A 26,605-nucleotide genomic window follows, 5' to 3' on the forward strand; every position below is an offset into this window, starting at 1 on the left:
CGGGTGACAGGTCTGGATCCCACTTGACTGAAGACCCGGTGGCGGACTGCACGCTGGCCAACGAGCGGTGTCGGCGGTCGGTTACGCAGCTCTGATCATGTGACCGCCTCTTCACCCGCACGTGTGCGTGCCGGAAGGCCGGTGACGGTCCGTCGGATATTGCGGTCCGGATCACGCGGTCACCGGGCGTCGGGCGGCAGCAGCCGGGCCAGGGTGCGGACGGCGCGGTACTGGAGGGTCTTGATGGCGCCCTCGTTCTTGCCCATGATCCGTGCCGTCTCGGCGACCGAGAGGCCCTGCAGGAAGCGGAGGGTGACGCACTCCTGCTGCTGCGGATTGAGCCGCCGGACGGCCTCCAGCAGTGCGGCGTTGGAGAGCGACTCCAGCACGGAGTCCTCCGGGCTGCGCTCGCACTCGTTGGAGTCGAGCATCTCGCCGGTGGTCACCTCCAGCCGGAAGCGGCTGGACTTGAAGTGGTCGGCGACCAGGTTGCGGGCGATGGTGACCAGCCAGGCGCCGAAGTCCCGGCCCTGCCAGGTGAAGGTGCCGATCCGGCGCAGCGCCCGCAGGAAGGTCTCGCTGGTCAGGTCCTCGGCGGTGGCCCGGCTGCCGACCCGGTAGTAGATGTACCGGTAGACGGTGTCGGCGTAGTGGTCGTAGAGCCGGCCGAAGGCCTCGCTCTCCCCGTTCTGGGCGCGCTCGACCAGGTCGACGATCGGGTTGTGCTCGGTCTCGGTGCCGGTGCCCGGCCCGGTGGGGGCCGTCCGGGCGCGGGTGCGCGGGGAGCCGACGGTGGTGGCGCGGCCGCGGCCCGTCGCGGAGCCGGCGGAGGTGCCGGAGGACGTGCCGGTGGTGGTGGAGCGCTGCAGGACGCCGGGGAGCTGCGGGCGGACGGTGACGGGGCTGACGAACGCGGCGCCGGCCACGGCGGGTTGGGGGGCCAGGAGTTCGAACTCGCGGATCGCGGCCCACAGTCGCTCCAGGCTCGCACCGCGGCGCAGGGTGGCGGTCGACGGGCGGGAGGTGGCTGGCGCGTCGTTCCGGACGGGTGGGTACACGGGACTCCCAGAGGCAGAACTGTGGACGGGATTCACCTCCGCCGGCGCGGAGAGCACACTCCCGACCCCTCGTCAGCGGGGACGCGCGGGTGGCGTGCGTCCAGGAGAGAATAACGCTTTGTGCAATGACAGCTACACCCTGTGGTCGAAGTGGTCGGATGAGGTCCACTTCTTGCGCATATTCACCTGTCACTGATCGAATTTGCCGCCATCCATCCGGCTCAACGTGATCGTCTGTGCGCACGGTGTGACCGATTTCGCTGCGGGGGCGCCGGTTTCCCAGCCTTGGCGCTTCGCAACCCCCGACTTTCCCGAGACGTCGAACGATCAGTTCCGGTCACCGGCGGTCCGATTCGAAGTACCCGTCGGGGTGCCCCGGTTCACGCCTTGGTGTGAGTCCGAATCACCGTCGGGGTGGATCGGATCGCCGCAGGTTGACGGGGGTTCGGGCGGCGGCCCGGCGGGTGGCCCGAGCGTGGCTCAGACGGCGGCCCGGCGGCGGCGCTGGGCGAGCAGCACGGCGGCCGCGCCGGCCGCCACGCCCAGTCCGGCGGCGGCCGGCAGTCCGACCCGGGCCGCCTTGCGGCCGGTCCGGAAGTCCCGCACCCGCCAGCCCATCGCGCGGGCGTGCCGGCGCAGCGCCGCGTCCGGGTTGATCACGTACGGGTGGCCGACCAGGCCGAGCATCGGGATGTCGTTCGCCGAGTCGCTGAACGCCGCGCACCGGGCCAGGTCCAGCTGCTCGCGGCGGGCCAGCGCCTGCACCGCGGCCGCCTTGGCCGGGCCGTGCAGCAGTCCGCCGACCAGCCGGCCGGTGTACTCGCCGTCCGCGGTCTCCGCGACGGTGCCGAGCGCGCCGGTCATGCCGAGCCGGCGGGCGATGATCCGGGCCACCTCCTGCGGGGCGGCGGTCACCAGCCAGACCCGCTGGCCCGCGTCCAGGTGCATCTGCACCAGGGCGCGGGTGCCCGGCCAGATCTTCTCCGCCAGCACCGGCTCGAAGATCTCCTCGCAGATCTGCTCCAGGTCCGCGGTGCGCTTCCCGGCCACCAGCGAGAGCGCGGTGTCCTGCGCGTCGGCGATGTGCGCCGGGTCCTCCGAGCCGCGCAGCCGGAAGCACGCCTGCTGCCAGACGAAGCGGGCGACGTCGCGGCGGGTGACGAACCGGCGGCGGTACAGGCCGACGCCGAGGTAGAAGATCGCGGCGCCGCGCAGGATGGTGTTGTCGCAGTCGAAGAACGCGGCGGCCCGCGGGTCGCCCGGGGTCGGCGTGTGGTCCTCGGCGGGCGCGCGCGGGGCCTTGGCGGCCGGTGCCGCCTCGGAGGCCGGTGCCGTCTCCAGGCCCGCCTCGGCCGCCTCGGCGGCGGCCTCGCCCGCCAGTGCGGTCCGCTCGTCGGGGGAACGCCTTGCCTGGGTGAGCCTTCGCAGCGCGGCCATGGCACCGAGCATAGCCAGCCGGGCAGGTGGATCCCGTGACGGCGGCGTGCAGGCAGGGTTAACGGTGCGCGGCGGCCGGGCGGGCAGAATGGGGTGGTGAGCCTGCTGCGACGTGAGAAGAAGAACCCGGCCGAGTCCACCGTGACGCTGATCGGCAAGCCGGGCTGCCACCTGTGCGACGAGGCCCGTGCGGTGATCCTCAAGGTGACCGGGGAGCTGGGCACCTCCTTCGAGGAGAAGGACATCCTGGCCGACGAGGAGCTGTACGAGAAGTACTGGGAGCAGATCCCGGTCACCCTGGTCGACGGCCGCCAGCACGACTTCTGGCGGGTCGACGAGAAGCGCCTGCGCACCGCCCTCGGCGCGTAGCCCCCGGGCCCCGGCTTCCCGGCCCCGGAGTGGGGTTGCTCACGAAGCTGACGGGATTCTTACGACTTCCTGAATGGTGGGCTTACGATCTAACCCGTTTGTTGTCCGCCGGGGGCTGCCTGCAGAGGAGGGCGCGATGCCCGGCTATGCCGTCGTCGACGTCGAGGCCACCGGCCGGAGCCCGTGGCGCCACCGGGTGGTCGAGATCGCCGTCGTCCTGCTGGACGACGGGCTGCGGCCGGAGGGCGAGTTCTCCTCGCTGGTCGACCCGCTGGGGCCGGTCGGCCCGACCCACGTGCACCGGATAGCGCAGGAGGACGTGGTCGGCGCCCCGCGCTTTCGCGAGCTCGCCCCGGAGCTGCTGGACCTGCTGGCCGGCCGGGTGCTGGTCGGCCACCACGTGACCTGCGACCACGCCTTCCTGGACCGGGAGTTCGCCCGGATCGGGGTGGTGCTGCCCGCCGTCCCGCTGCTGTGCACCATGCGGCTGGCCCGCGAGCTGCTGCCCGAGGCGGGCGGCTGGGGCCTGGCCGCGTGCGTCCGGGCGGCCGGCCTGGGCTGGTACCCGGCGCACACCGCGCTCGGTGACGCGCGGGCCGCCGCGGGGCTGCTGCGGCACTGCCTGGACGCGCAGGCGGGCCCGCCCGCCGAGCTGCCGGTGGCGGCCGCGGTGCCGTGGCCGCGGCTGGGCCGGGCCCGTTCGCTCGACGGCGAGGGGCAGGTCCCGGTGCTGAGCCGGGCGCTGCCGGCCGGGCCGTGGCTGCCCGGTGTCCGGCCGGCGGGCCGGCTGGCGAGCACGGCCGGTGGCGAGTGATGCGTGTCACTGTGCAGGGACAAATCGGACACCATCTTTGTGCACACGTTCACAAACGCATAGCCTGGCTGTCCAAGCCCAGCTTCACCCACAGGAGCACCGTGGCAATCGGCCGACCCTCACCCAGCTCTCCGCAGACGCCCGACTCGGGCGCCGCGCGCCGTCCCTCGCGTGCCCGGGGCATCCCGGAGGCGACCGTGGCCCGGCTGCCGCTGTACCTGCGGGCGCTGACCGCCCTGTCGGAGCGCTCGGTGCCCACCGTCTCCTCCGAGGAACTGGCCGCCGCCGCCGGCGTGAACTCCGCCAAGCTGCGCAAGGACTTCTCCTACCTCGGCTCGTACGGCACCCGCGGTGTCGGCTACGACGTCGAGTACCTCGTGTACCAGATCTCCCGCGAGCTCGGCCTCACCCAGGACTGGCCGGTCGTCATCGTCGGCATCGGCAACCTCGGCCACGCGCTCGCCAACTACGGCGGCTTCGCCTCCCGCGGCTTCCGGGTGGCCGCCCTGCTGGACGCCGACCCGGCCGTGGTCGGCAGCACCGCCGCCGGGCTGCCGGTGCGGCACATGGACGAGCTGGAGGAGATCGTCGCCTCCCAGCACGTGTCGATCGGCGTGATCACCACGCCGCCCGGCGCCGCCCAGCAGGTCTGCGACCGGCTGGTGGAGGCCGGCGTGACCAGCATCCTGAACTTCGCCCCGACCGTGCTGACCGTCCCCGACGGTGTCGACGTGCGCAAGGTCGACCTGTCGATAGAGCTGCAGATCCTCGCCTTCCACGAGCAGCGCAAGGCCGGCGACGAGCCCACCTCCGGCGACTCCGTCCTCGACCGCGCCCCCGGCCCGGTCCGCGCCGCCGCGGCCAAACTGCGCCGCGCCGCGGGCGGTACCGCCAAGTCCGACGCGGGCAAGGGCAAGTCGGGCAAGGGCCCGGACGGCGACATCTCCGCGGTGATGCCGGCGTGAAGCACAATTCCTGTACCGCAGCAGGGGGGCAGTCATGAGTTTGCTCGTAGTCGGGCTGAGCCACCGGACCGCGCCGGTCGGCGTGCTGGAGCGCGCCGCGCTCACCGGCGAGACCCCGACGCGCCTGCTGCACGACGCCGCCGCCAGCGCGACGGTCGCCGAGGCCGCCCTGGTCAACACCTGCAACCGGATCGAGCTCTACGCGGACGTGGACAAGTTCCACGCCGGCGTCGCCGAGCTCTCCCAGCTGCTCGCCGCCCGCAGCGGCGTCGACCTGGAGGAGCTCACCCCGCACCTGTACGTCCACTACGAGGACCGCGCCGTCCACCACCTCTTCTCGGTGGCCTGCGGCCTGGACTCGATGGTCGTCGGCGAGGGCCAGATCCTCGGCCAGCTGCGCGACGCCCTCGCCAAGGCGCAGGACGAGCACACCGCCGGCCGCGGCCTCAACGAGCTGTTCCAGCAGGCCCTGCGGGTCGGCAAGCGCGCCCACAGCGAGACCGGCATCGACCGGGCCGGCCAGTCCCTGGTCACCTTCGGCCTGGAGCAGGTCGCCGCCGGGGCCGGCGAGATCGCCGGCAAGCGCGCCCTGGTGGTCGGTGCCGGCTCGATGAGCTCGCTGGCCGCCGCCACCCTGGCCCGGGCCGGTGTGCACGACCTGCTGATCGCCAACCGGACGGCCGTCCGCGCCGAGCGGCTCGCCGAGATCCTCGGCGGCGGCGCCCGGACGCTGGACTTCGCCAAGGTCCCCGAGGCGCTCGCCGACGTCGACCTGGTGGTCTCCTGCACCGGCGCGGCCGGCACCGTGATCAGCGCCACCGAGGTGGCCGCCGCGATCGCCCAGCGCACCGCCGCGGCCCCGCTGGCCTTCCTCGACCTCGCCATGCCGCGCGACGTCGACCACGCCGTGCACGGCCTGCCCGGCGCCCTGCTGGTCGACCTGGAGAGCCTCTCCCACGCGCACGCCGCCACCCCCGGCGCCGGCGACGTGGACGCGGTCTCCCGGATCGTCGCCGACGAGGTCACCGCCTTCGGCCAGGCCCAGCGCGCCGCCCGGATCGCCCCGACCGTGGTCGCGCTCCGCTCGATGGCCTCCGACGTGGTCGCCGGCGAGCTCGGCCGGCTCGAGTCCCGCCTCCCCGACCTGGACGAGCGCTCCCGCGCGGAGATCGCCCAGACCGTCCGGCGGGTGGTCGACAAGCTCCTCCACGCGCCGACGGTCAAGGTCAAGCAGCTCGCCGCCGAGCCCGGCGGCGCCTCCTACGCGGAGGCGCTGCGCGAACTGTTCGACTTGGACCCCGCGGCAGTGCAGGCTGTCTCCGGCACCCCGGTCGGCAGTCAGGCCGGGATGTCGATCCCGGCAGGCGGCATTCCCGCCGCCCAGTCCGGCACCGCTCCCACCGGAGCAGCCAGATGAACCACCAGTCCGCCCACCAGCACGACCAGGACGATCCCCTCATGAACGGTCAAGAGTCAGTGACGCCCCTGCGGCTCGGCACGCGCCGCAGCGCACTCGCCATGGCCCAGTCCGGCATGGTCGCCCGGGAGGTGACCCGGGTCACCGGCCGCCCCGTCGAGCTGGTCGAGATCACCACCTACGGCGACACCTCCCGCGAGGCCCTCGCGCAGATCGGCGGCACCGGCGTCTTCGTCTCCGCCCTGCGCGACGCGCTCCTCGAAGGCCGGATCGACCTCGCCGTCCACTCGCTCAAGGACCTGCCCACCGCCGCCCCCGCCGGGCTGCTGCTGGCCGCCGTCCCCGAGCGCGAGGACGTCCGCGACGCCCTGGTCGCCCGCGACGGCCTCGCCCTGGAGCAGCTCGTCGAGAAGCTCGCCGGGCACCCCGCCCGGATCGGCACCGGCTCCCCGCGCCGGATGGCCCAGCTCAACGCCTGGGCCGCCGCCAACGGCGCCGCGATAGAGACCGTCCCGATCCGCGGCAACGTCGACACCCGGATCGGCTACGTCGCCAAGGGCGAACTGGACGCGGTGGTGCTCGCCACCGCCGGCCTCAACCGCCTCGGCCGCTCCACCGAGATCACCGAGCACCTCGACCCCGAGCTGATGCTCCCGGCCCCCGGCCAGGGCGCCCTCGCCGTCGAGTGCGTCGACCCCGCGCTCGCCCAGCGGCTCGCCGCCCTCGACCACCTGCCCACCCGGGCCGCCGTGGTCGCCGAGCGGGCCCTGCTCGCCGCCCTGGAGGCCGGCTGCTCGGCGCCCGTCGCCGCGCTGGCCGGCTGGACCGGAACCGAGCTGCGGCTGGAGGGCGTGGTCGGCACCGTCGACGGCGCCACCCTGCTGAAGATGACCGCCAACGGCCCGATCGTCCAGGACGAGGCCGCCGAGGAGCAGGCCGCCGCCCTGGGCCGCGCCCTCGCCGCCCGGCTGCTCGCAGCCGGCGCGGCCAACCTGATGGGGGAGCGAGTTCGATGACCGCTAATCCTGTTCCGGCTGCCGGCCGCTGCTCCTTCCTGGGTGCCGGTCCCGGCGACCCCGGGCTGCTCACCCTCCGCGCGGTCGACGTGCTCTCCACCGCGGACGTGCTGATCGCCGACCCGATGACCGCCGCCGCCGTGCGCACCCACTGCCCGGCCGGCGTGACCGTCCACCACCCCGCCGAGGACCCCGCCCTCGACGTCGCCGGGCTGGTCGCGGACGCCGTCCGGGCCGGCAAGCACGTGGTCCGCACCATCGACGGCGACCCCGGCCTGGACGGCTGCGCCGCCGACGAGATGCTCTGCTGCGCCTCGGCCGGCATCCCGTTCGAGCTGATCCCGGGCGTCGCCCAGTCGGTCGGCGTGCCCGCCTACGCGGGCGTCCCGCTGCGCGGCGGCCACGGCGCCGACCTGCGCTTCGTCGACGCGAGCGCGCTGCTGGCCGGCCAGCCGGTCGACCTCGGCGCCCCCGAGACCACCCTGGTCGTCCGCACCACCCTGGGCCAGCTGCCCGCGACCGCCAACGCCCTGGTGGCGTGCGGCCGCAAGCCCGACGCGGCGCTGTCGGCGACCCTCTCCGGCACCACCACCCGCCAGCGCACCTTCACCTCCACGCTGGCCACCATCGCCGCCGACCTCAAGGCCGCCCGGGTGCTGCCCTCGCCGGTCTCGGCCCCGGTCGACCCGGCGACGCCGGTGATAGCCGTGGTGGGCGAGCAGGTCGCCCACCGCGCCTCGCACTCGTGGTTCGAGACCAAGCCGCTGTTCGGCTGGAACGTCCTCGTCCCGCGCACCAAGGAGCAGGCCCACGGCCTGTCCGAGCAACTGCGCTCGTACGGCGCGGTGCCGCAGGAGGTGCCCACCATCGCGGTGGAGCCCCCGCGCACCCCGCAGCAGATGGAGCGCGCCATCAAGGGCCTGGTCACCGGCCGCTACGAGTGGATCGCCTTCACCTCGGTCAACGCCGTCAAGGCGGTCCGGGAGAAGTTCGAGGAGTACGGGCTCGACGCCCGCGCCTTCGCCGGCATCAAGGTCGCCGCGGTCGGCGAGACCACCGCGCAGGCCCTGGTCGACTTCGGCGTCAAGCCCGACCTGGTGCCCAGCGGCGAGCAGTCCGCCGCCGGCCTGCTGGAGGACTGGCCGCCGTACGACCCGGTCTTCGACCCGATCGACCGCGTCCTGCTGCCGCGTGCCGACATCGCCACCGAGACCCTGGTCGCCGGCCTGGTCGAACTCGGCTGGGAGGTCGACGACGTGACCGCGTACCGGACCGTGCGCGCCTCGCCGCCGCCGGCCGAGACCCGCGAGGCGATCAAGGGCGGCGGCTTCGACGCGGTGCTCTTCACCTCGTCGTCCACCGTGCGGAACCTGGTCGGCATCGCCGGCAAGCCGCACAACGTCACCGTGATCGCCTGCATCGGGCCGGCCACCGCGAAGACCGCCGAGGAGCACGGCCTGCGGGTCGACGTGATGGCCCCGGCCCCGTCGGCCTCGGCGCTCGCGCAGGCTCTGGCAGACTTCGGGGCCAAGCGCCGCGACACCGCGACCGCCGCCGGCGAACCGGTCTACCGCCCCAGCGAGCGCCGTCCCGGCTCCCGCCGCAAGGCCGCGAGGTAGCGCCCCCGTCAGGGGCGTGACCGATCACTCGGAGATCCCATGCCTGCCGAATTCCCGTCCGTCCGTCCGCGCCGCCTGCGGACGACCCCCGCCGTGCGCCGGCTGGTCGCGGAGACCAGGTTGCACCCGGCGGAGCTGATCCTGCCCGCGTTCGTCCGCGAGGACATCAGCGAGCCGAACCCGATCGGCTCCATGCCGGGCGTGGTCCAGCACACCCGGGACAGCCTGCGGCGGGCCGCCGTCGAGGCGGCGGAGGCGGGGGTCGGCGGCATCATGCTGTTCGGCCTGCCGGAGCTCAAGGACGCGGTCGGCTCCGAGGGCACCAACCCCGACGGCATCCTGCAGCGGGCGATCCGCGACGTGGTCGCCGAGGTCGGCGACGAGCTCGTGGTGATGGCCGACCTGTGCCTGGACGAGTTCACCGACCACGGCCACTGCGGCGTGCTCGCCGAGGACGGCAGCGTCGACAACGACGCCACCCTGGCCCGCTACGCCGAGATGGCGGTCGTCCAGGCCGAGGCGGGCGTCCACATGGTCGGCCCGTCCGGCATGATGGACGGTCAGATCGGCGTGATCCGGCGGGCGTTGGAGGAGGCGGGCCACCAGGACGTCGCCGTCCTCGCGTACACCGCGAAGTACGCGTCGGCGCTGTACGGCCCGTTCCGCGAGGCGGTCAACTCCTCGCTCAAGGGCGACCGCAAGAGCTACCAGCAGGACCCGGCGAACGCCCGCGAGGCCCTGCGCGAGCTGGAGTTGGACCTCGCCGAGGGCGCCGACCTGGTGATGGTGAAGCCGGCCATGCTGTACCTGGACGTGCTGCGCCAGGTCGCCGACCGCTCGCCGGTCCCGGTCGCCGCGTACCAGATCTCCGGCGAGTACGCGATGGTCGAGGCGGCTGCCGCCAACGGCTGGATCGAGCGGGAGCGGACCATCCTGGAGACCCTCACCTCGATCCGCCGCGCGGGCGCCGAGCAGATCCTCACCTACTGGGCGGTCGAGGCCGCCCGGATGATCGGGTAGCACCCCCGCATCGCACGACGGAGGGCCGGGACGCCGATCGGTGTCCCGGCCCTCCGTCGTGCGATGCGGGGATCAGTCGTCGATGACGACGATGCCCTCCTGGCCGCCACCGACCGCGGTGGAGGTCGCCCAGCCCCAGCCGTGGCCGGCCGCGAAGATGTGGCTGGTCTCGGCGAAGCCGGCCCAGTGGCCCGCGACGAAGGGCTCGTCGGCGGTGGCCACGCCCTCCTGCCCGCCGCCGGTCGCCACGTGGGCGTAGGCGGGAGCGGCGACGCCGATCGTCGCGAGCGCGACGACCGAGGTCAGAACGGCCTTGCCCAGCATGCTCTTCATCAGAATCAGTGATCCTCTCTGGTGAAAGACTGTCACTACACGTGATCACACGGCGGGCCCGCCTGAGCGGAGCACGCGCCGCCGCCGCGGCCTCTCACCCGAACGGCCGGGATCGGGCGCGGACGTGAAAACCGCCGGGCCCGGGGAGTGGATCCCCCCGAACCCGGCGGCCGTCTGTGGAGCGTCGATCAGATCAACCGGTAGGTGATCAGCCGATCAGGTGGCTGACGCCACCGTCGCCGCTGCCCACGGTGTTCTGGCCGACGACGCAGGTCTGCTCCGGGTTGTTGTTCAGAGCCTTGACCTCGATCGGCACCGCGGCGCCGATGACGGCGACGGCGATGTTGTGGACCTCCGGCAGGCAGAGGTTCGGGTTGTCCAGGGTGTGGGTGTTCGGGCTGTGGTTGCCCTGGGTGCCGGTGGCGTTGGTGCCGCCGTTGCCCTGGAGCGAGGTGGCGGAGCCGTCGGAGTCGGCGATCGCCATCGCGGGAGAGGTGGCGAAGGTGAGGCCGGCAGCGGCGATACCGGCGGCGGCGAGAGCCTTCTTGATCATCTCTGGAGTTCCTTTTCGGATCTGATGGAGGTGGAGCGGGGGCCCGACTCGTGGCGCGAACCGGGCGGGTTGCCGTCCGGCCGGGGGGAGCGGCCGGACGGCGGGAGCCGTACGGAGCGGGGGCTCCGCGGGCTGGCAGTGACGGAGCGTCAGCCGACCAGGTGGGAGACGCCGCCGTCGCCGCTGCCGATGGTGCCCTGGCCGACCACGCAGGTCTGCTTGGGCTGGTTGTTGAGTGCGTCGACCTCGACCGGAACCGCCACGCCGAGGACGGCCACACCGATGTTGTGGATCTCGGGCAGGCAGATGTTCGGGTTGTCCGCGAAGTGGAAGTTCGGGCTGTGGTTGCCCCAGGTGCCGGTGGCGTTGGTGCCGCCGTTGCCCTGGATGGAACCGGCCGAGCCGTCCGAGTTCGCGATGGCGCCGGCGGGGGCGGACGCCGCGGCCAGCGCGGCGGCAGCCAGGCCGACGGACGCGAAAGTCTTCTTGAGCATGGGAGAAACCTCTCTGGAATTGCCGTCCACCGCACTCAACGAGAAGTCGGGCGGGGTGGTTGCTAGCCCGTTGGAGCGGATTCGCGACCTGCCGCGTACCCCGTCGTGGCTGCGACGATCGGATCAAAGAATGACGGGCGGGAAAGTTACGGGGCGGCGTGAAAAATTGCCGACGATCCCCGTTCCGCCACGAAGTGCGGTCGGATTATTAGGCCATTCCGGTTAACTCTTGCTTCTCGCCCGGCCCTGACTCGTTCCGCAGGATGCCCACGCAACAGCCACGCACAGAACGGTGAACAGCATGAAGCTCTCCAAGCGGGCGACCGGTGCCCTGCTGCTGGCGGTCGGCGCCGGCGTCGCGAGCGCCCAGGGCCTCGCGCATGCGGCGGCCCCCAAGACCCCCGCTGAGGTGGCGGCGATCGAGAACGACCTCGGCCACCAGGAGGTGCCGTACACCATTCCGCTCGGCGCGGCGACCGACCCGATCCCGCTGCTGCCGGACGGCGGTGAGATCCACGGCTCCTTCCCCACCTCGCCGCTGATGCCGCCGACCGAGACCAACGCCGACCCCAAGCAGCCGATCCCGGACCACATCGTGCCCGCCCTGAACGGCGGCAAGGAGGGCCCGGCGCTCGGCGCCACCCTGCCGCTGCCGGTCGCCGACGAGTCGACCGACCTCGGCACCCTGGGCCTGGACGCCCCGGCGGCGCCGCTCAACCTGGCCGGCCCGGCGGTCGGCCTCGGCCACCCGGTCACCTTCGTCGAGGGGCGCAGCGGTGAGCTCACCGACGCGGCGCTCTCCCTGGACAAGGTGGACCCGCACCTGGTGACCGGCCCGGTGCAGGCCGTCCCGGGCGCCAAGGCGGAGCTGGGCGGCAACCCGGACGAGATCTCGGTGACGGACTCGGTGCAGGGCCTGACCGCGACCACCACCGGCACGGTCGGCGGCATCCTCGCCCAGGCCGAGCCGGTGGAGACCGTCGGCTCGGCGATGGACCGGACCGACATGTAGTCCGCTGCCCCGCGGAGCACGCCGAAGGGCCCGGTACCGCCGGTACCGGGCCCTTCTCGTACGCCGACCGACGGGTCGCGTTCCTGCCGACGGTCCGTCAGAGCGGCAGCGTGCTCAGCAGGGCGCCGGCCACCGGCAGGTCCTTGGCGCCGCCGCCGTTGGAGAGCGGACCGGTCACCGCGGAGGTGGCGACCGGCGGCATGCCGTTGTCCGGGGCCACCGCGACGCCGTTGTTGAGGAAGTCGGCCGAGGACCCGGCCCACGGGTCCAGCCGCAGCTCCTTCACCGGTGCGATCGCGTAGCCGAGGCCGCTGGTGGTGCCGCCGACGGCCTGCGCGGCGTCGGTGTTCTGCAGCTGCGTGGCGGGCAGCGGGAGGTCCGCGGGGAGGACCTGTTCGGCCTGCGCGGCACTCGCGTTGGCGCCGCTCAGCAGCACGGCGGTGCCGATCGCGGCCAGGGCGCCGGCGCCGGTCCTGGTACGGGACATGGGGTTCCTCCGATGGGGTGTGCGTGCGGGTACGCCTACTGCCCCTCGGCCCGGGTCGGCCGAGGGGCAGTGGACGTGCGGGGCTGTCGATCAGCGGTGGCCGATCAGCAGTCCTCCTCCATCGGAGGGGCGTCCACGTTGGCGCAGGAGTTGCCGAACGCGGGGTTCAGCAGGCCGACGACGTCGACGGAGTTGCCGCAGACGTTCACCGGAACGTGCACCGGCACCTGGATCAGGTTGCCGGAGAGCACGCCGGGAGAGTTGGTGGCGACGCCCTGGGCCTCGGCGCCGGCGTTGGCAACACCGGCGGCGGTCATCACCAGGCCGGCAGCGGCGGCCGAGAGGACGGCGGCCTTCTTCACGTTCTGCATGGGGGTTGATCTCCTAGATCACACACGGGGAGGGGTGCGGGGTGCCGCCGGAGGGCGACACCCCGCGTCAGCTCTCGCTGAGTCAGCCGATGTTCGCGCAGTGGTTGCCGAACGCCGGGTTCAGCGCACCGATGACGCTGATGGTGTTGCCGCAGACGTTCACCGGGATGTGGACCGGCACCTGGATCAGGTTGCCGGACAGCACGCCCGGGGAGTTGGCGGCGACGCCCTCGGCGGTCGAGGACGCGGCGGCGACGCCGGCCGAGCCGAACGCGAGGCCGGCAGCGGCAATCGACAGGACGGCAGCCTTCTTGAAGTTGCGCATGGGGTTCTTCCTCCGATTTCTGCCCGACTGTTGGAAGGTCGGGAGCCGGGCGAATCAGCATCATCGCCCGGGGATTTCCGGTTGGGCCGTGATTGTCACTCACGCGGCTCAAGACCCGCGTGTCGCACGTGGATTGAGCGAAGCGGAATGCCGCATTGGGGTGCGCCAGGCGTCCGTTCCCCACGACAGGGAGAGGAGCGCGCGACGGCGCGTCCAGGAGAGCGGTTGCGTCATCCTGGGGTCTGCGGAGCCGGCCCGTCTGGCCGCCGCGCGCCGGTGACGGCGGGCGGCCGGACGGGCCCGTCGGACCGTCAGGCGTTGACGCAGGAGTTGCCGAACGCCGGGTTCAGGAGACCGATGACGTTCACGGTGTTGCCGCAGACGTTCACCGGAACGTGCACCGGCACCTGGATCAGGTTGCCGGACAGCACGCCGGGGGAGTTGGCGGCGACGCCCTCGGCAGACGCGCCGTGGGCGCCGTGGGCCGAGGCCGCGCCGGCGGCACCGAGGAGCAGGGCCGCGGCGGCAGCGGAGCCGAACGCGCCGTAGGCGAGCTTGCGCATGATGCAGTCTCATTTCTTGTGCGGGTGAAGCGGTTTCGCAGGGAAGAACGACCCAGTGCGCGGAGGGAAACGGGCTGATTCCGCGATCACCCGAATGCGCCGGTTGAGCCGGACGGGTGATTGTCGGAGGCCGGGCGCAACCGAAGTGATCGGGTCTCGTTGCCCGTGGTGCACGCCCTGTGCGCTTCCGTGCTGAGCCTCCAGTGCACGGCAATTGGAAGATCTGATTTATCGAGGAGACTCATATGAGCGTCAAGAAGGCTGCCGCGGTCGGCGCCGCCGTCGTCGGCATCGTCGCGGCCGGTGCCGGCACCGCCATGGCGAGCGCCGAGGCCGAGGGCGTCGCGGCGAACTCTCCCGGTGTCGCCTCGGGCAACGCCATCCAGGTTCCGGTCCACATCCCGGTGAACCTCTGCGGCAACTCCGTCGACGTCATCGGCGTGCTGAACCCGGCGTTCGGCAACTCCTGCGCCAACGTCGGCTGACTTCGGCAGGTCGTCTGACCTGGCCGGTCGATTCCGCACAGCCGAGCCGCCGTCCCCCGCCTCCACCCCTCCTGAGGCGCGGGCGGCGGCTCGGTCGTTGTCCGGCCAACTTCTGTCCGGTGGGGCGGTCCTGACTCTTGTTGTGTTACCTGTCAGTACCTAGCATGTGAGCCTGGCTCATGTTCAACCCATGCTCCCCACCGCCGGCACCAGCCGGTGGACCCCCACCCTCCAGGAGTCATGAGTGACCAGGTCTCCACGGGTCGGCGTGCGCCGGTCCCGGCCCCCCGCCCTGCTCGCCACCGCCGCCCTGCTGGCCGCCCTCGGCCTCGGCAGCGGCCTCACCGGCGCCACCGCCGCCGCTGCCGGCGGCTCCCCCTCGGCCGGCCGGCCCGCCGCCGTCGTCGCGCTCGGCGACAGCGCCATCTCCGGCGAGGGCGCCGGCACCGACACCGACGACGACTACGTCCCGGGCACCGACACCCCCACCAACTACTGCCACCGCTCGACCAGGTCCGAGATCTTCCAGACCGGCCTGCCCGGCGTCACCCCGATCAACCTCGCCTGCTCCGGCGCCCAGACCGGCGACCTGGTCAGCGACCCCGAGCTGGCGAAGATCACCGGCGGCGGCAGCGGCGACTTCGGCGAGCCCAAGCAGGACGTCCAACTCGCCTCGGTGGCAGGCCGGTACGACGTCAAAATGGTGGTCGTCACGATCGGCGCCAACGACGACTTCGACTTCGCCGGGATCATGATGAACTGCCTGGTGCAGTACTTCCCGATCCCCAAGGACAAGGGCTGCCGCGACACCATCGGCAGCGCCGAGATCGCCAGGCGCGCCGAGGGCGTCAAACCCAAGGTGGTCGCCGCGCTCACCAACATCCGCAACACCATGCGCAAGGCCGGGTACGACGACTCCGCGTACCAGCTGGTCTACCAGTCGTACTTCACCCCGATCACCCCGGACATCCGGCGCAACGACTACGTCGGCAAGGTCGCCGACGGCTGCCCGGCCTTCCCCGAGGACCTCGCCTGGGGCCACAACTGGGTGGTGCCCCAGCTCAGCGACGCCCTCCGCGAGTCCGCCGCCCGCGTCCCCGGCGTCCGCTACCTCGACCAGCGCCGGGTCTCCTACGGCCACGAGGTCTGCGCCGAGTGGACCAGCTCGCCGTACGAGTACACCAACGGCGACGTCATCGACCTCTCCGAGAAGACCCGCAACGGCTGCGACTCGGAGATCGGCATCCCCGGCGTCTGCATGAACATGGTGCGCCAGTCGTACCACCTGCGGGTCGCCGGCTACCGCGCCGAGGCCGCCTGCCTGGCCCAGTTCTACGCCCAGCCCGGCCAGCGGGAGGCGTTCTGCACGCTCAACCAGCAGAACACCACCTCGATCGAACCGCTCACCCCCGGCAAGCCCTTCCCCGACAAGCCCGAGGACGGCGCCTGGTACCAGCTCACCAACGCCGCCAACGGCAGGGCCCTCGACCTCAGCGGCGGCGGCACGTACGGCGACTCCGCCAACGGGCGGGCCGCGATCACCTATCCGGCGACCGGCGGGCTCAACCAGTCCTTCGTCTTCGAGATCAAGTCCGGCGGCAGCTACGAGCTCGACTTCAGCGGCAACCGCGACATGTGCTTCGACGCCACCGGCGCCTCCACCGCCCCCGGCACCCGCCTGGAGCAGTGGCGCTGCAACGGCGGCGCCAACCAGCACTGGATCCTCAGCCCGGTCGGCGACGGCACCTGGAAGATCGCCGACTCCCAGGACCCGAGCAAGCTGGTCTCGCTCTCCGCCGCCACCGACGGCGGCGGCAACCCGTACGTCGAGCTCGCCAACGACACCGGCGCCGCCGGGCAGCACTGGCAGCTCACCAAGCTCGGCATCGTCTACCTGCACGGCTGAGTGACCTGCACGGCTGAGTGACCTGCACGGCCGAGTGCCGTCGCCGGGGTGACGCCACCCCCTGAGCAGGGCGGCCGGGGCTGCTGGGGCCCCGGCCGCCCGTCCTCCCGGGCGGGATAGGGTCGGCGGGTGCCATCCCCTCTCGCCGACCTGGCCCGCTACGCCGCCGCCCTGGAGCCCGCCGAACTCGCCTGGGCCCACCTCGCCGGACGCCTCGACGCCGAGGACACCCAGTTCCTCGCCTTCCTGCGCCGCTGCGATCTCGACACCCGGGGCCAGGACTTCGCGCTGCTGGAGAACTCCGAGCAGCTCGACGCCGACTGCCGCGCGCTCGCCGTCGGCCGGGACGGCCTCGACCGGGTCTGGGCCTACCTCTGCACCTGCGTCGCCGGCACCCCCGACCCGGCCGGCCGCCAGGAGTTCCTGCTCGACCGCGCCGCCGACGGCCGGGGCATGGACTGGAGCTCCACCACCGCGCTGATGGGCACCGACCGGCCCGAGGAGGTCGACGCCGCCCTCGACCGGTCCGACCCGCTGGCCGGCGTCGCTCTGATCGGCCTCGCCGTCACCCACCCCGACCCGGCCAACATCCTGCCCCGCGTCGCCCGGGCCCTGGCCGCCGACGACCCCGACCTGGTCCACCAGGCCACCGTCGCCCTCGCCCACACCGCCCGCCTCCACGGCACCGTCGACCGCGCCTGCCTCGACCTGCTGCGCCGCCTGCCCCGCGGCAACGAGGCCGACGACGACATCTGGGCCTTCGTCCCCCGCCACCGCCTCCCCTGGTGGCTCTGGCGCTCCCGCCTCCTCCCGGGCCGCTGAGCCCAGCCCCCGGACAGGGGGAGCCGCCGGACACCGGGCCACCCGCCGGAGCCGGAGCCGTCGGCCGCGAGCCGAGCCCGGCAGAGCCTGGGCCCCGCAGGGCCCGTGCCTCCCGGCAGGGCCCGAGCCGCCGGCGGGGCGTCCGTCAGGCGCCGGGCTTGCCGTCCAGCAGGGCGAACTCCTCGGCGTCCAGCTGGAGTTCCGCCGCGGCGGCGGAGTCGCGGACGGTCTCCGGCCGGCGTGCGCCGGGGATCGGCACGATGGCCGGCGACTTCGCCAGCAGCCAGGCCAGGCACACCCGTTGCGGGCTCACTCCGTGCCGCTCGGCGACCTCCCGGAACGCCGCGTGCTCCTGCCCGAGCCCGCCCGCGACGCCGATCCCGCCGAGCGGCCCCCACGGCAGGTACGCCAGCCCGAGCTCCTCGCAGACCCGGATCTCGGCCTCCCCGCCGCGCACCGCCGGCGAGAACTCGTTCTGCACCGACACCAGCCGCCCCGGCCCGAGGATCCGGTGCGCCTCGCGGATCTGCCCGGCGTCCGCGTTGGAGATGCCCACCGCCCGGACCTTGCCCTCGTCCAGCAGCCCGGCGACGGCGCCGACCGACTCGGCCCACGGCACGTTCCGGTCCGGGTGGTGCAGCTGGTACAGCCCGATCGCCTCCACCCCCAGGCGTCGCAGCGAGCCCTCGCAGGCCCGCCGCAGGTGTTCCGGCCGCCCGTCGATCGTCCAGCTGCCGTCCCCGGGCCGTCCCCGCCCGCCCTTGGTCGCGACCAGTACCCGGGACCGGTCGGCGCCGTACCCGCGCAGCGCCCGGGCGAGCAACTCCTCGTTGTGGCCGATCTCCTGGGCGTGCCAGTGGTACGAGTCGGCGGTGTCGAGCAGGGTGATCCCGGCGTCCAGCGCGGCGTGCACGGTGCTGATCGCCTGCGCCTCGTCCGGCCGGCCCTCGATGGACAGCGGCATCGCGCCGTACCCGATCGCGCCGACCTCGACCGTGCCGATGAACCTGGTGCGCATGGGGCGTGCTCCTATCGAGTGCCGGTGGCGGCGACGGCTTCGGCGACGATCCGCGGCAGCCAGTCGGAGGTGTGCGAGAAGCGGTAACCGAGCTCGCGGGCTCGGGAGTTGTCCATGCCGTAGTAGTGGCCGAAGGAGAACGGCGACGGCTCCGGCGCGGTCCGCAGCCGCAGCTCGCCGCCGTCCGCCCCGCCGATCGCCCGGCCGATCCGGTCCGCCAGTTGTGCGACCCCGAACTCGCCGTCGGAGCAGGCGTTGACCGGCCCGGTGAAGTCGGCGACCGCCGTCCAGAGCAGGAAGTCGGCGATCTCCTCGTACTCGACGAAGGAGGACGGCCGGGCCTCGGCGTGCACCGCGATCGGCTCGCCCGCGCGGATCCGCTCGACGTAGTGGGCCAGCCGGCCGGTGAAGTCCTCGGCTCCGCCGCCCAGGACGTGGGCGGTCCGCACCGCGACCGTCGGGAACGCCGGGTCGACCAGCAGCACCGCCTCCGCCTGGCGCTTCCCCTCGGCGTACCGTTCCTCGACGAACTCCGGATCGCTCCAGGGGAGTTCCAGGTCGACCGTAACCTCCGCCGGGTCCACCGCCGACTCGGCGAGCGGGGCGTCGGCGTGCAGCGACTGGTACACCTCGATCGTGGAGGTGAGCACGTACCGTCCGGTCCGGCCCGCGAACACCCGCTTGGCGACGGCCGCCTGCGCGGGGGTGTAGCAGACCTGGTCGATCACCACGTCGAACCGGCGGTCGCCCAGCGCCGCCCGCAGCGCCGCCTCGTCGTCGCGGTCGGCGACCAGGTGCTCCACCCCGGGCGGCGGGGGAGTGGAGCCCCGGTTGATCACGGTGACCTTCGCTCCGGCGTCGCGGAGCCGCTCGATCAGTCGGCGGCCGAAGTAGCGGCTGCCGCCGATGACGCAGACCTCGTCCATGACGGTGCTCTCCTCTCGTTCCCGGACAGGTACTAGTCTCACGGTGAGTCACCGTCCGATGAAGGGGGATCCATGGGCGTTCCGGCGCTTTCGCCAAAAGATCAGCGAGGTTTCCGCGGTTCGGCCGACGATTCGTCAGCGGGCCTCGACGCGGTCGATCTGAAGCTCCTGGAGCTCGTCCAGACCGAGGGCCGGATCACCCTCAGCGAGCTCGGCCGCCGGGTGTCCATGAGCCCGGCCGCCGTCGGCGAGCGGATCCGCCGCCTGGAGGCCAACGGCACCATCACCGGCTACACCGCGAGGGTCTCCCCGGAGCGCCTCGGCTACGGCATCCAGGCGTTCGTCCGGCTCTCCCCGCACGGCGGCATCACGCTGTGCCACTTCCGCACCCAGGAGCTGATCCATCGCCCGGAGATCCTGGAGGTCCACCACGTGATCGGCGAGGACTGCTGGATCCTCAAGATCGCCGTCCGCAACACCGGCCACCTCGAAGAACTCCTCGAACAGCTCTCCTCCCTGGGCCGCACCACCACCTCGATCGTCCTCTCCTCCCCGGTCGAACGCAGCATCCTCCTCCCACCCGCCCCGTAACCCCGTTGCCCGGCCCCCGCCCGGCGGCAACCATGGCGCCCATGGACGACAGGATCTGGAACGCGCTGCCCGCCCCCGTACGCGCCGTGGTCGACGCCCACCTGCGGGGCGGCCGGATGGTCATGGCCGTCGCGGCGGTCCGCGACGCCTCGGCCGATCCCAAGCCGGGGCTCCACGCGGCGGTGGACTTCCTGGTGGAACGCCGGGCGGCGATCGCGGCCCCCGCGCCGGCGACCCCCCTCGACCCGGCTGAACTCGCCGCTCTGGCGGAGGGGTTGTCCTTCCGGCCGGAGGCGGTGGAGGCCGTGTGGCGCGAGGAGGGCGAGGCCCCGTTCGTGCTGCTGCTCGCGGTGGCTTCCGGGCCGTACAGGGAGGCGGAGCTGGCAGCGGTCCGGGCCGGTGCCGAGCTGCTCGGATCCGGCGACGGTCGGTCGCCTCGCTCGGAGGCCGGCACGGCGCGTGAGTTGGGTCGGGCGGTGGCCGAGCGGCTCGGGGTGTCGTTCTGGTTCGGCGCGCCCGAGGGGCCCGCCGAGGACGCGGCGCGGTGGTGGCAGCGCCCCCAGATGGTCTAGTCCACTCGTTGACAGTGGGTCGGGGGCGGTCGATAGTTGGGCAGCATCAGTGACCATGACGAGAGAGGTCCAGATGCCCACACCGTCAGCGGTGGACTTCGCGGCCGCGGCGCACGCCGCGATCGACCGCGTCACCAAGGAGCAGGCCGAGAACGTCGTCCGGGCCGCCGAGTCGATCGTCGAGTCGCTGGCCAACGGCGGCATCGTGCAGGCGTTCGGCACCGGCCATTCCGAGGCGCTCGCGATGGAGATCGCCGGCCGGGCCGGCGGCCTGGTGCCGAGCAACCGGATCGCACTGCGGGACACGGTGCTGTACGGCGGCCGGTCGCTGGACTCGCTGGAGGGCCCCGACCTGGAGCGCGGCACCGAATCGGCGGCCCTGCTCTGGGAGCTGACCGCCCCGCACCCGGCGGACGTGTTCGTGCTGGCCTCCAACTCGGGCGTCAACGGCTGCGTGGTGGAGCTCGCCCGGCTCGCCAAGGAGAACGGCCACCCGCTGATCGTGATCACCTCCGCCGAGCACACCGCGCGGGTGGAGCCCAAGCACCCGTCCGGCCTGCGCCTGCGCGACTACGCCGACGTGGCACTGGACAACGCCGCCCCGTACGGCGACGCGGTGCTGCCGATGGCCGGCGGCGGCCTGGCGTGCGGCATCTCCTCGATCACGGCCGCGCTGCTCGCGCAGCAGATCGTCGCCGAGGTGATCCGCCGGATCGAGGAGTCGGGCGGGGTTCCGCCGGTCTACCTGTCGGCGAACATCCCCGGCGGCGACGCGCACAACCAGGAGCTGGAGGCGCGCTACGCCGGCCGGATCCGGCGGACGGCGTGACCGGCGGCCCGCTGGTGGTGGGCCTCGACGTCGGCGGCAGCACCACCCGGGTGCTGCTCGCCGATCTGGACGGCACCGTGCTGGGCGCCGCCCGGGGCGAGGGCGGCAACCCGGTCTCGCACGGGGCCGCGGCGGCCGTCCGCGCGGTCGGCGACACGGTCCGCCGGGCGCTCGCCGAGGCGGGCGCCGATCCGGCCCGGGTGGCGTCCGGGGTGATCGGCCTGGCGGGCGGTTCGGTCGCGGGCGGGGCGCTGGACGTACTGTGGCCCGGGCTCGGCCTGGGCTGCCGCCCCGCGCTGGTGGGCGACGCGGAACTCGCCTACACCGCAGGCACGTTCGCGCCGGACGGCTCGGTGCTGATCGCCGGTACGGGCGCGGTCGCCGCCGAGTGCCGGGCGCACACCCCGGTCCGGACGGCGGACGGCCACGGCTGGCTGCTCGGCGACCTGGGCTCCGGCTTCTGGCTGGGCCGCGCGGCTGTCGCGAACGCCCTCACCGCGATCGACCGCGCGGACGGCGGCCCGCTCGCCGGCCTGGCCGCAGCCGTCGTGGAGGCGCTGGCCGGCCCGCTGCCGGCCGCCGCCAACCCCCGGACGGCGGTGATCGCGGCCGCGCACGCGCACGCCCCGGTCCACCTGGCCAAGCTGGCGCCGCTGGTGCTCCGCCGGGCCGCCGAGGGCGACCCGGACGCGACGGCGCTGGTCGAGCGGGCGGCCGGGCACCTGCTCGACACCCTGGCGACCGTCCGCGAACCGGGCTCCCGCCGGCCGATCGTCCTGGCGGGCGGGGTGCTCACCCCCGACACACCGCTCACCGCGGCGGTCCGCACCCGCGTCACCGCCCGGTGGCCGGACGCCGCCCTGCACCCGGCGGGCGACCCGGCCGGCGCCGCCGCCTGGCTCGCCGCCCGCGAACTCGGCCGCGCGGACGAGCGCCTGCACACGGCCCTCACCCGGGCACGCTGAGCCCGGAAACGCTGAGCCCCGGCCGCCGGAACCGGTCGCCGAACTCCGTACGCCGGAGCCCGTACGCCGGAGCCCGCGCGCCGCGATCGGGCGCGAAATCCGCTCGCCGCCGGTCCGTCCGGGCCCTACGCTCGGGCGGATCGTCCGGGGAGGGAGAACCATGGGCAGCAGCGCGACGGTCCGCGCGGTGAACCGGCTGGCGGCACGGTGGGCGGGTCTGGCGGAGAGCGAAAGCACCGTCTTCATGCCGGCCGGGGTGTGGCCGCTGCTGGCCTTCCTGGCGACGGGTGCGCACGGCCCCGCGGTCGCCGAACTGGAGGACGCCCTCGGCATGCGCCGCGACGAAGCCGCGCACCACGCACGGGAGTTGCTCACCACCCTGCGGACACTGCCCGGCTCCTCGGCCGCCGTCGGCCTGTGGACCTCCGACCTGCTCCGCCCGGAGCCGTCCTGGCTGGCGGGTCTGCCTGCGGACGTGCACGGCGTCCTCACCGGCGTCGAGCCGGAGGACCGCCGACGGCTGGACGCCTGGGCGGCTCGGAACACCGACGGCCTGATCGAGTCGATGCCGGTCGCGGTCGAACCCGACACCCGGCTGGTCCTCGCCTCCGCGCTCAGCGTCCGCACCGACTGGATCCGCCCCTTCCACGCGACGTACTACCGCCCCTCGGACGGGCCGTGGACCGCGGAAGGGTACGCGTTCCTGGCGCGGACCACCGGCCTGCTCGACCGGGTCGCGGTCGCCGCCACCCCGGCCGGTCCGGTGACCGAACTGCGGGTCCTAGGCGGCAACGGCATCGACGTCCACCTGCTGCTCGGCGAGGAGAGCGCGGCGCCCGGCGCCGTCCTCGACGCCGGTCTCGGCATCCTCGACCGCACCCACGCCCGGGTGACCGGCGACCTGCTGCCGACCGGCCGGCCCGGGCCCGGGCTGGAGGTCACCCGGATCCGGAGCGAGCGCCGCGAGCACATGCTGCGGGTGGCGGTCCCGGCGTTCACGATCCGGGCGGACCACGACCTGTTGGCCCGGCCGGAGGCGTTCGGTCTCGCCACCGCCTCCTCGGAGGCCCCGGCCGGTCACTTCCCCGGGATCACCACCGCGGAGCCGCTGTCCATCGGCTCCGGGCGGCAGTCCGCGACCGCCGCCTTCGGCCCGGACGGCTTCCGGGCCGCCGCGGTCACCGCGTTCGGGGCGGTGGGGGCCGGCCTTCCGGACCTGCGGTACCGGGTGAAGTCGGTGGCGGTGGCGTTCGACCGCCCGTTCGGCTTCCTGGCCGTGCACCGCACCTCGCGGCTGGTCCTGGCCGCCGGCTGGGTCGCCGAACCCCAGGCGGCCGTGGAACCCGAATGGGACGACCCCGACGAGTTCGACGACTACTGACCGCTCACGTCCGCCGCCGGGCGAGCACCCGCCCGCCGGGCGAACACCCGCCCGGCGGCCGTGACCGCCAGCGCCGTCAGGGTGAGGACCGCGGCGACCGCGAACGCGGCCCGGGTGCCGTCGGCCACCGCGCCCGCCGGGGCGTCGGCGAGGTCGGCGGTGCCGGCGGCCGCCGCGAAGACCGCGGCGAGCGCCGAACTGCCGGTCACCAGACCCAGGTTGCGGGCCAGGTTGAGCAACCCGGAGACCACCCCGCGCCGGTCGGCGGGGACCTCCGCCAGGACCGCCGTGTTGTTGGCGGTCTGGAACAGGGCGTAGCCCATGGTCAGGACGGTGATCGAGCCGATCCAGCCGGCCGCGCCGAACGACCCGGGCAGCACCGCGAGCAGGACGCACCCGACGGTCATCGCGGTCAGCCCGCCGACGGTGATCCGCCCGGCGCCGAGCCGGTCGACGATCCGCCCGGCCGGGATGCCGCTGAGCGCGGTGACCACCGGCCCGGCGGACATCACCAGTCCGACGGCGACGGCCGGCAGGCCGAGCGCCCGCGCCAGGTGGAACGGTCCGACCACCAGGGTCGCCATCATCACCGTCGACACCAGGGCGTTGGTGACCAGCCCGGCACTCAGCCCCGCGTCGCGGAACATCCCGACCCGCACCAGCGGCGCCACCCCGCGGACGTCTCCCCGCGCCGCTGCCGGGGCCTCCGCGCCCGCCTCCGCCCGTACCCCTGCCGGTGCCGGTGCCTGCTCCCGCGCTCCTGACCGTGCGTCCGCCCGCGCCTCGATCCGGGCCTCCGTGCGGACGAACAGCACGCCGCCGAGCAGCGCCCCGCCGAGCAGCACCAGGGCGACCGGGCCGAAGCCGTGCCCCACGGTCATCGCCAGCGCGTACGCGGCGAGGGTCACCGCCAGCAGCAGGGTGCCCGTCCGGTCGAAGCCAGGGGCGGCCCCCGACGGCCGGCCGGTCGCCGGCACCTGGCGGCGGGCGAGCAGCAGCGCGCCCACGCCCAGCGGCACGTTCACCAGGAACACCGCCCGCCAGCCGATGCCCGCGATCAGCAGCCCGCCCAGGGTCGGCCCGAGCGCCGTGCCGATCGCCGACACCGTCCCGAGCAGGCCCATCGCCCGCCCGGTCCGCTCCTTCGGTACGGTCTCGCCGACCAGGGCCATCGCGAGTGCGGTCATCGCGGCCGCGCCGAGGCCCTGGACCGCCCGGGCGGCGATCAGCAGCCACAGCGTCGGCGCGAGTCCGGCCGCCACCGAGGCGGCGGTGAAGAGCACGATCCCGCCCAGCAGCAGCCGCCGGCGGCCGTACAGGTCGCCGAGCCGTCCGGCGCCGACGACCAGCGTGGTGATGGCCAGCAGGTACCCGACCACCACCCACTGGACCTGCTGGAACGGGGCTCCGAATGCCGAACTCAGGGCCGGCAGGGCCACATTGGCGATGCTGGTGCCCAGCGAGGGCAGCAGGACGGCCAGGGCCAGGGCGGCCATCGCCCACCCGGTCCGGCGGGTCTGCACCCGCGGGGGACCTTCGACGGCCAGGGTTCTCACGCGTCCTCCCGGCGGAGGGCCACCAGCACGGCGTCGCGGACCAGGACGGAGTTCCCGTCGCCGTCCACGACCTCCCGGGTGCGGGTCTCGGCCGCCGCGACCTGCCACCGGTCGGGGTCGAGCGCGGACGCCAACTCCCCACCGGTGAACAGCGCGTCGGGCATCAGCGCGGACCGGGTCGCGACCCGCAGGTCGCTCGGGTCGTGGCCGACCAGCAGCAGGGTGCCGCCGGGGGCGACGGCGTCGGCCAGCCGGGCGTACAGCTCGGTCCGGGCGGCGCCGGGCAGGTGCATGTACTGGGCGGTCACCAGGTCGTACCCGCCCTCGGTGGGCGGCTCCTCCCGCAGGTCGGCCCGGACCCAGGTGACGGACTCGGCGCCGGGACGGCCGACGGCGTGCGCGGCGGCCCGTTCCAGGGCGGTGGCGGAGATGTCCACCGCGTCGACCCGCCAGCCGCGTTCGGCCAGCCAGAGGGCGTCGGCACCCTCGCCCGCACCCACCTCCAGCGCCCGGCCCGGCTTCAACGAATCCGCCTCGACGACGAGTTGCGGGTTCGGTCGGCCGCTCCACAGCACCGGGCGCGAGCGGTAGCGCTCCTCCCACGCCTCCTGCTCGAACATCGCGCCGACCCGTACGCGGTGCTCCGCCACCGCCGCGCGGGTGTCCTCGGCGATCAGGTCGGCGTTGATCGCCGCGCCCGCCTTCAGCCCGGCGGCCGCCGCCGTCACCACCTGCGCCTGGACGTCGGCGACGTTGCCCGCCACCCACACGCCGGGCGCGGCGGTCGCCCCGACCGGGTCGGCGGCGATCTGGCTGCCCACCACCAGTCCGCCGAACTCCACCGGCTCCGGGGCCAGTTCGAGGGACTCCAGCAGTTCGGCGCGGGCGGTCACCCGGGCCGTCACCACCAGCGCGTCCAGCGCCACCCGCTCGCCGGAGGCCAGCCGGACACCGGTCAGCGCGTCGTCCGCCGTCTCCAGCTCCGCGACCGGACCGGTCACCACCGGGATGCCGCGGGCGGCCAGCCGCTCCGCCTGCTCGGGCGCGGGCCGCTCGGTCCCGTGCAGCAGGACGACCACCTCCGGGCTCCACTGCCGCCACATCTCGGCCTGGTGCCAGGCCAGCGGACCGGTCGCCAGGAGGCCGATCCGCCGGTCGCGGACCTCCCAGCCGTGGCAGTACGGGCAGTGCAGCACGTCCCGGCCCCACCGCGCGGCCAGCCCCGGCACCTCGGGCAGCTCGTCGACCAGCCCGGTCGTCACCAGCAACCGCCGCGCCCGGACCTCCCGCGAGGCGTCGGAGGCCGGGCCGGCGCCGTCGGCGGCGAGGGTCAGCCGGAAGCCGTCCCCGTCGCGCTCCGCCCGGACGACCCGGCCGTCCGTCACCCGGCCGCCGTACCCGGCGACCTCGGCCCGCCCGGCCGCCAGCAGCTCCTCGGGGGAGGTTCCCTCCCTGGCCAGGAAGTTGTGCACGTGTCCGGCCGGTGCGTTGCGCGGCTGACCGGAGTCCACCACCAGCACCGAGCGGCGCGCCCGGGCCAGCGCCAGCGCCCCGCTCAGCCCGGCCGCGCCACCGCCCACCACGACCACGTCGTACTGATCCTGATCCGTCTGCTCCGCCTGCCGCGCGTGTTCCGCCGTCATGAGTGCCCTCCGTGGGAAGCCGGTCGTCCGTCCGGCCCCACAGTGCTCCCGCACCCTG

29 protein-coding genes are annotated in these 26,605 nt (G+C 74.0%); 16 read left to right on the forward strand and 13 right to left on the reverse strand.

Features of this window, described 5'->3' with window-relative positions; all coding sequences use genetic code 11:
- Positions 1-179: 179 nt before the first annotated feature.
- Entirely contained in the window at positions 180-1,058 is an 879-nt protein-coding gene (locus tag ACGFX4_RS24470; RefSeq protein ID WP_393078148.1) for an ECF subfamily RNA polymerase sigma factor, BldN family, read from the reverse strand.
- Positions 1,059-1,538: 480 nt separating this feature from the next.
- Complete coding sequence (locus ACGFX4_RS24475; RefSeq protein ID WP_393078151.1) at positions 1,539-2,495, reverse strand: HAD family hydrolase; 957 nt, start codon at positions 2,493-2,495, stop codon at positions 1,539-1,541.
- A gap of 93 nt (positions 2,496-2,588) precedes the next feature.
- Between ACGFX4_RS24475 and ACGFX4_RS24480 the strand changes: the two genes are divergently transcribed.
- The 7 genes from ACGFX4_RS24480 (at position 2,589) to hemB (ending at position 9,715) form a co-directional block, all read left to right on the forward strand.
- Entirely contained in the window at positions 2,589-2,864 is a 276-nt protein-coding gene (locus ACGFX4_RS24480) for a glutaredoxin family protein (protein ID WP_393078154.1), read from the forward strand.
- A 136-nt stretch (positions 2,865-3,000) separates the two neighbouring features.
- Positions 3,001-3,678 (forward strand): exonuclease domain-containing protein, encoded by a 678-nt coding sequence (locus ACGFX4_RS24485; RefSeq protein WP_393078156.1) that lies wholly within the window; start codon positions 3,001-3,003, stop codon positions 3,676-3,678.
- A gap of 101 nt (positions 3,679-3,779) precedes the next feature.
- Entirely contained in the window at positions 3,780-4,643 is an 864-nt protein-coding gene (locus ACGFX4_RS24490) for a redox-sensing transcriptional repressor Rex (protein WP_345697707.1), read from the forward strand.
- 34 nt (positions 4,644-4,677) lie between these two features.
- Entirely contained in the window at positions 4,678-6,060 is a 1,383-nt protein-coding gene (locus tag ACGFX4_RS24495; protein ID WP_393078159.1) for a glutamyl-tRNA reductase, read from the forward strand.
- A gap of 41 nt (positions 6,061-6,101) precedes the next feature.
- Complete coding sequence (gene hemC, locus ACGFX4_RS24500; RefSeq protein WP_393078341.1) at positions 6,102-7,076, forward strand: hydroxymethylbilane synthase; 975 nt, start codon at positions 6,102-6,104, stop codon at positions 7,074-7,076.
- Positions 7,073-8,695, forward strand: coding sequence for a uroporphyrinogen-III synthase (locus ACGFX4_RS24505; RefSeq protein ID WP_393078162.1), 1,623 nt, complete (start codon positions 7,073-7,075; stop codon positions 8,693-8,695). The genes hemC and ACGFX4_RS24505 overlap by 4 nt, the downstream gene beginning before the upstream one ends.
- A 39-nt stretch (positions 8,696-8,734) precedes the next feature.
- Positions 8,735-9,715: a porphobilinogen synthase gene (gene hemB, locus ACGFX4_RS24510; RefSeq protein ID WP_393078165.1), complete on the forward strand. Its 981-nt coding sequence runs from the start codon at positions 8,735-8,737 to the stop codon at positions 9,713-9,715.
- Positions 9,716-9,787: 72 nt separating this feature from the next.
- Here hemB and ACGFX4_RS24515 read toward each other — a convergent pair whose 3' ends face one another.
- The 3 genes from ACGFX4_RS24515 to ACGFX4_RS24525 all read right to left on the reverse strand — a co-directional run bounded on the left by ACGFX4_RS24515 (position 9,788) and on the right by ACGFX4_RS24525 (position 11,095).
- On the reverse strand, positions 9,788-10,048 hold the full coding sequence (locus ACGFX4_RS24515) for a hypothetical protein (RefSeq protein ID WP_393078167.1): 261 nt from the start codon (positions 10,046-10,048) through the stop codon (positions 9,788-9,790).
- A gap of 208 nt (positions 10,049-10,256) precedes the next feature.
- The gene (locus ACGFX4_RS24520; protein ID WP_345697701.1) at positions 10,257-10,601 is read right to left on the reverse strand and encodes a rodlet layer protein; all 345 of its coding nucleotides are present in this window, start codon (positions 10,599-10,601) and stop codon (positions 10,257-10,259) included.
- Positions 10,602-10,750: 149 nt separating this feature from the next.
- A complete protein-coding gene (locus ACGFX4_RS24525) occupies positions 10,751-11,095 on the reverse strand; it encodes a rodlet layer protein (RefSeq protein ID WP_345697700.1) in 345 nt (114 codons plus the stop codon).
- A gap of 301 nt (positions 11,096-11,396) precedes the next feature.
- Between ACGFX4_RS24525 and ACGFX4_RS24530 the strand changes: the two genes are divergently transcribed.
- A complete protein-coding gene (locus ACGFX4_RS24530; RefSeq protein WP_393078171.1) occupies positions 11,397-12,107 on the forward strand; it encodes a hypothetical protein in 711 nt (236 codons plus the stop codon).
- A 97-nt stretch (positions 12,108-12,204) separates the two neighbouring features.
- On the opposite strand, the gene ACGFX4_RS24535 is transcribed toward ACGFX4_RS24530, so the two are convergent.
- The 4 genes from ACGFX4_RS24535 to ACGFX4_RS24550 all read right to left on the reverse strand — a co-directional run bounded on the left by ACGFX4_RS24535 (position 12,205) and on the right by ACGFX4_RS24550 (position 13,853).
- Complete coding sequence (locus ACGFX4_RS24535; protein WP_393078174.1) at positions 12,205-12,594, reverse strand: hypothetical protein; 390 nt, start codon at positions 12,592-12,594, stop codon at positions 12,205-12,207.
- A 104-nt stretch (positions 12,595-12,698) separates the two neighbouring features.
- The gene (locus tag ACGFX4_RS24540; protein ID WP_345697697.1) at positions 12,699-12,965 is read right to left on the reverse strand and encodes a chaplin; all 267 of its coding nucleotides are present in this window, start codon (positions 12,963-12,965) and stop codon (positions 12,699-12,701) included.
- An 82-nt stretch (positions 12,966-13,047) separates the two neighbouring features.
- Positions 13,048-13,290: a chaplin gene (locus ACGFX4_RS24545; protein ID WP_393078177.1), complete on the reverse strand. Its 243-nt coding sequence runs from the start codon at positions 13,288-13,290 to the stop codon at positions 13,048-13,050.
- A gap of 311 nt (positions 13,291-13,601) precedes the next feature.
- The gene (locus tag ACGFX4_RS24550; RefSeq protein WP_393078180.1) at positions 13,602-13,853 is read right to left on the reverse strand and encodes a chaplin; all 252 of its coding nucleotides are present in this window, start codon (positions 13,851-13,853) and stop codon (positions 13,602-13,604) included.
- Positions 13,854-14,098: 245 nt separating this feature from the next.
- Here ACGFX4_RS24550 and ACGFX4_RS24555 point away from each other — a divergent pair, with 245 nt between their 5' ends.
- From ACGFX4_RS24555 to ACGFX4_RS24565, 3 genes are all read left to right on the forward strand, one after another.
- A complete protein-coding gene (locus tag ACGFX4_RS24555) occupies positions 14,099-14,338 on the forward strand; it encodes a chaplin (RefSeq protein ID WP_393078182.1) in 240 nt (79 codons plus the stop codon).
- A 244-nt stretch (positions 14,339-14,582) separates the two neighbouring features.
- A complete protein-coding gene (locus tag ACGFX4_RS24560) occupies positions 14,583-16,244 on the forward strand; it encodes an RICIN domain-containing protein (protein ID WP_393078185.1) in 1,662 nt (553 codons plus the stop codon).
- A 129-nt stretch (positions 16,245-16,373) separates the two neighbouring features.
- On the forward strand, positions 16,374-17,066 hold the full coding sequence (locus ACGFX4_RS24565) for a hypothetical protein (protein WP_393078188.1): 693 nt from the start codon (positions 16,374-16,376) through the stop codon (positions 17,064-17,066).
- Positions 17,067-17,211: 145 nt separating this feature from the next.
- Here the strand turns inward: ACGFX4_RS24565 and ACGFX4_RS24570 are convergent, their stop codons facing one another.
- Positions 17,212-18,084 carry an aldo/keto reductase gene (locus ACGFX4_RS24570; RefSeq protein ID WP_393078191.1) on the reverse strand — a complete coding sequence of 291 codons (873 nt, stop codon included), beginning with the start codon at positions 18,082-18,084 and terminating at the stop codon, positions 17,212-17,214.
- An 11-nt stretch (positions 18,085-18,095) separates the two neighbouring features.
- Positions 18,096-19,010, reverse strand: a complete 915-nt coding sequence (locus tag ACGFX4_RS24575; protein ID WP_393078194.1) for an NAD-dependent epimerase/dehydratase family protein — start codon at positions 19,008-19,010, stop codon at positions 18,096-18,098.
- Positions 19,011-19,082: 72 nt separating this feature from the next.
- On the opposite strand from ACGFX4_RS24575, the gene ACGFX4_RS24580 reads away from it, so the two are divergent.
- The 5 genes from ACGFX4_RS24580 to ACGFX4_RS24600 all read left to right on the forward strand — a co-directional run bounded on the left by ACGFX4_RS24580 (position 19,083) and on the right by ACGFX4_RS24600 (position 23,348).
- Complete coding sequence (locus ACGFX4_RS24580; protein WP_393078197.1) at positions 19,083-19,601, forward strand: Lrp/AsnC family transcriptional regulator; 519 nt, start codon at positions 19,083-19,085, stop codon at positions 19,599-19,601.
- A gap of 41 nt (positions 19,602-19,642) precedes the next feature.
- Positions 19,643-20,173, forward strand: a complete 531-nt coding sequence (locus tag ACGFX4_RS24585) for a hypothetical protein (RefSeq protein WP_393078199.1) — start codon at positions 19,643-19,645, stop codon at positions 20,171-20,173.
- Between the two features lie 73 nt (positions 20,174-20,246).
- Complete coding sequence (locus tag ACGFX4_RS24590; protein WP_393078202.1) at positions 20,247-21,002, forward strand: sugar isomerase domain-containing protein; 756 nt, start codon at positions 20,247-20,249, stop codon at positions 21,000-21,002.
- The gene (locus tag ACGFX4_RS24595; protein WP_393078205.1) at positions 20,999-21,967 is read left to right on the forward strand and encodes an N-acetylglucosamine kinase; all 969 of its coding nucleotides are present in this window, start codon (positions 20,999-21,001) and stop codon (positions 21,965-21,967) included. The genes ACGFX4_RS24590 and ACGFX4_RS24595 overlap by 4 nt, the downstream gene beginning before the upstream one ends.
- A gap of 160 nt (positions 21,968-22,127) precedes the next feature.
- Complete coding sequence (locus ACGFX4_RS24600; protein ID WP_393078208.1) at positions 22,128-23,348, forward strand: serpin family protein; 1,221 nt, start codon at positions 22,128-22,130, stop codon at positions 23,346-23,348.
- Here ACGFX4_RS24600 and ACGFX4_RS24605 read toward each other — a convergent pair.
- Positions 23,342-24,904 carry an MFS transporter gene (locus ACGFX4_RS24605; RefSeq protein ID WP_393078211.1) on the reverse strand — a complete coding sequence of 521 codons (1,563 nt, stop codon included), beginning with the start codon at positions 24,902-24,904 and terminating at the stop codon, positions 23,342-23,344. The genes ACGFX4_RS24600 and ACGFX4_RS24605 overlap by 7 nt on opposite strands.
- Positions 24,901-26,547, reverse strand: a complete 1,647-nt coding sequence (locus ACGFX4_RS24610) for an FAD-dependent oxidoreductase (RefSeq protein ID WP_393078213.1) — start codon at positions 26,545-26,547, stop codon at positions 24,901-24,903. Before ACGFX4_RS24610 ends, ACGFX4_RS24605 begins: the two co-directional genes overlap by 4 nt.
- Between the last annotated feature and the right edge of the window lie 58 nt (positions 26,548-26,605).

The sequence above is a fragment of the Kitasatospora sp. NPDC048365 genome, from assembly GCF_043200835.1.
Taxonomy (GTDB): Bacteria; Actinomycetota; Actinomycetes; order Streptomycetales; family Streptomycetaceae; genus Kitasatospora; species Kitasatospora terrestris.

Bases quoted from the DNA above. Each gene is read 5' to 3' on its own strand.
- ACGFX4_RS24495 (WP_393078159.1), top strand. From the start codon at position 4,678: ATGAGTTTGCTCGTAGTCGGGCTGAGCCACCGGACCGCGCCGGTCGGC.
- ACGFX4_RS24515 (WP_393078167.1), bottom strand. From the start codon at position 10,048: ATGAAGAGCATGCTGGGCAAGGCCGTTCTGACCTCGGTCGTCGCGCTC.
- ACGFX4_RS24520 (WP_345697701.1), bottom strand. From the start codon at position 10,601: ATGATCAAGAAGGCTCTCGCCGCCGCCGGTATCGCCGCTGCCGGCCTC.
- ACGFX4_RS24485 (WP_393078156.1), top strand. From the start codon at position 3,001: ATGCCCGGCTATGCCGTCGTCGACGTCGAGGCCACCGGCCGGAGCCCG.
- ACGFX4_RS24535 (WP_393078174.1), bottom strand. From the start codon at position 12,594: ATGTCCCGTACCAGGACCGGCGCCGGCGCCCTGGCCGCGATCGGCACC.
- hemC (WP_393078341.1), top strand. From the start codon at position 6,102: ATGAACGGTCAAGAGTCAGTGACGCCCCTGCGGCTCGGCACGCGCCGC.
- ACGFX4_RS24505 (WP_393078162.1), top strand. From the start codon at position 7,073: ATGACCGCTAATCCTGTTCCGGCTGCCGGCCGCTGCTCCTTCCTGGGT.
- ACGFX4_RS24550 (WP_393078180.1), bottom strand. From the start codon at position 13,853: ATGCGCAAGCTCGCCTACGGCGCGTTCGGCTCCGCTGCCGCCGCGGCC.
- ACGFX4_RS24475 (WP_393078151.1), bottom strand. From the start codon at position 2,495: ATGGCCGCGCTGCGAAGGCTCACCCAGGCAAGGCGTTCCCCCGACGAG.
- ACGFX4_RS24610 (WP_393078213.1), bottom strand. From the start codon at position 26,547: ATGACGGCGGAACACGCGCGGCAGGCGGAGCAGACGGATCAGGATCAG.
- ACGFX4_RS24590 (WP_393078202.1), top strand. From the start codon at position 20,247: ATGCCCACACCGTCAGCGGTGGACTTCGCGGCCGCGGCGCACGCCGCG.
- ACGFX4_RS24545 (WP_393078177.1), bottom strand. From the start codon at position 13,290: ATGCGCAACTTCAAGAAGGCTGCCGTCCTGTCGATTGCCGCTGCCGGC.
- ACGFX4_RS24530 (WP_393078171.1), top strand. From the start codon at position 11,397: ATGAAGCTCTCCAAGCGGGCGACCGGTGCCCTGCTGCTGGCGGTCGGC.
- hemB (WP_393078165.1), top strand. From the start codon at position 8,735: ATGCCTGCCGAATTCCCGTCCGTCCGTCCGCGCCGCCTGCGGACGACC.
- ACGFX4_RS24525 (WP_345697700.1), bottom strand. From the start codon at position 11,095: ATGCTCAAGAAGACTTTCGCGTCCGTCGGCCTGGCTGCCGCCGCGCTG.
- ACGFX4_RS24580 (WP_393078197.1), top strand. From the start codon at position 19,083: ATGGGCGTTCCGGCGCTTTCGCCAAAAGATCAGCGAGGTTTCCGCGGT.
- ACGFX4_RS24540 (WP_345697697.1), bottom strand. From the start codon at position 12,965: ATGCAGAACGTGAAGAAGGCCGCCGTCCTCTCGGCCGCCGCTGCCGGC.
- ACGFX4_RS24575 (WP_393078194.1), bottom strand. From the start codon at position 19,010: ATGGACGAGGTCTGCGTCATCGGCGGCAGCCGCTACTTCGGCCGCCGA.
- ACGFX4_RS24570 (WP_393078191.1), bottom strand. From the start codon at position 18,084: ATGCGCACCAGGTTCATCGGCACGGTCGAGGTCGGCGCGATCGGGTAC.
- ACGFX4_RS24555 (WP_393078182.1), top strand. From the start codon at position 14,099: ATGAGCGTCAAGAAGGCTGCCGCGGTCGGCGCCGCCGTCGTCGGCATC.
- ACGFX4_RS24600 (WP_393078208.1), top strand. From the start codon at position 22,128: ATGGGCAGCAGCGCGACGGTCCGCGCGGTGAACCGGCTGGCGGCACGG.
- ACGFX4_RS24585 (WP_393078199.1), top strand. From the start codon at position 19,643: ATGGACGACAGGATCTGGAACGCGCTGCCCGCCCCCGTACGCGCCGTG.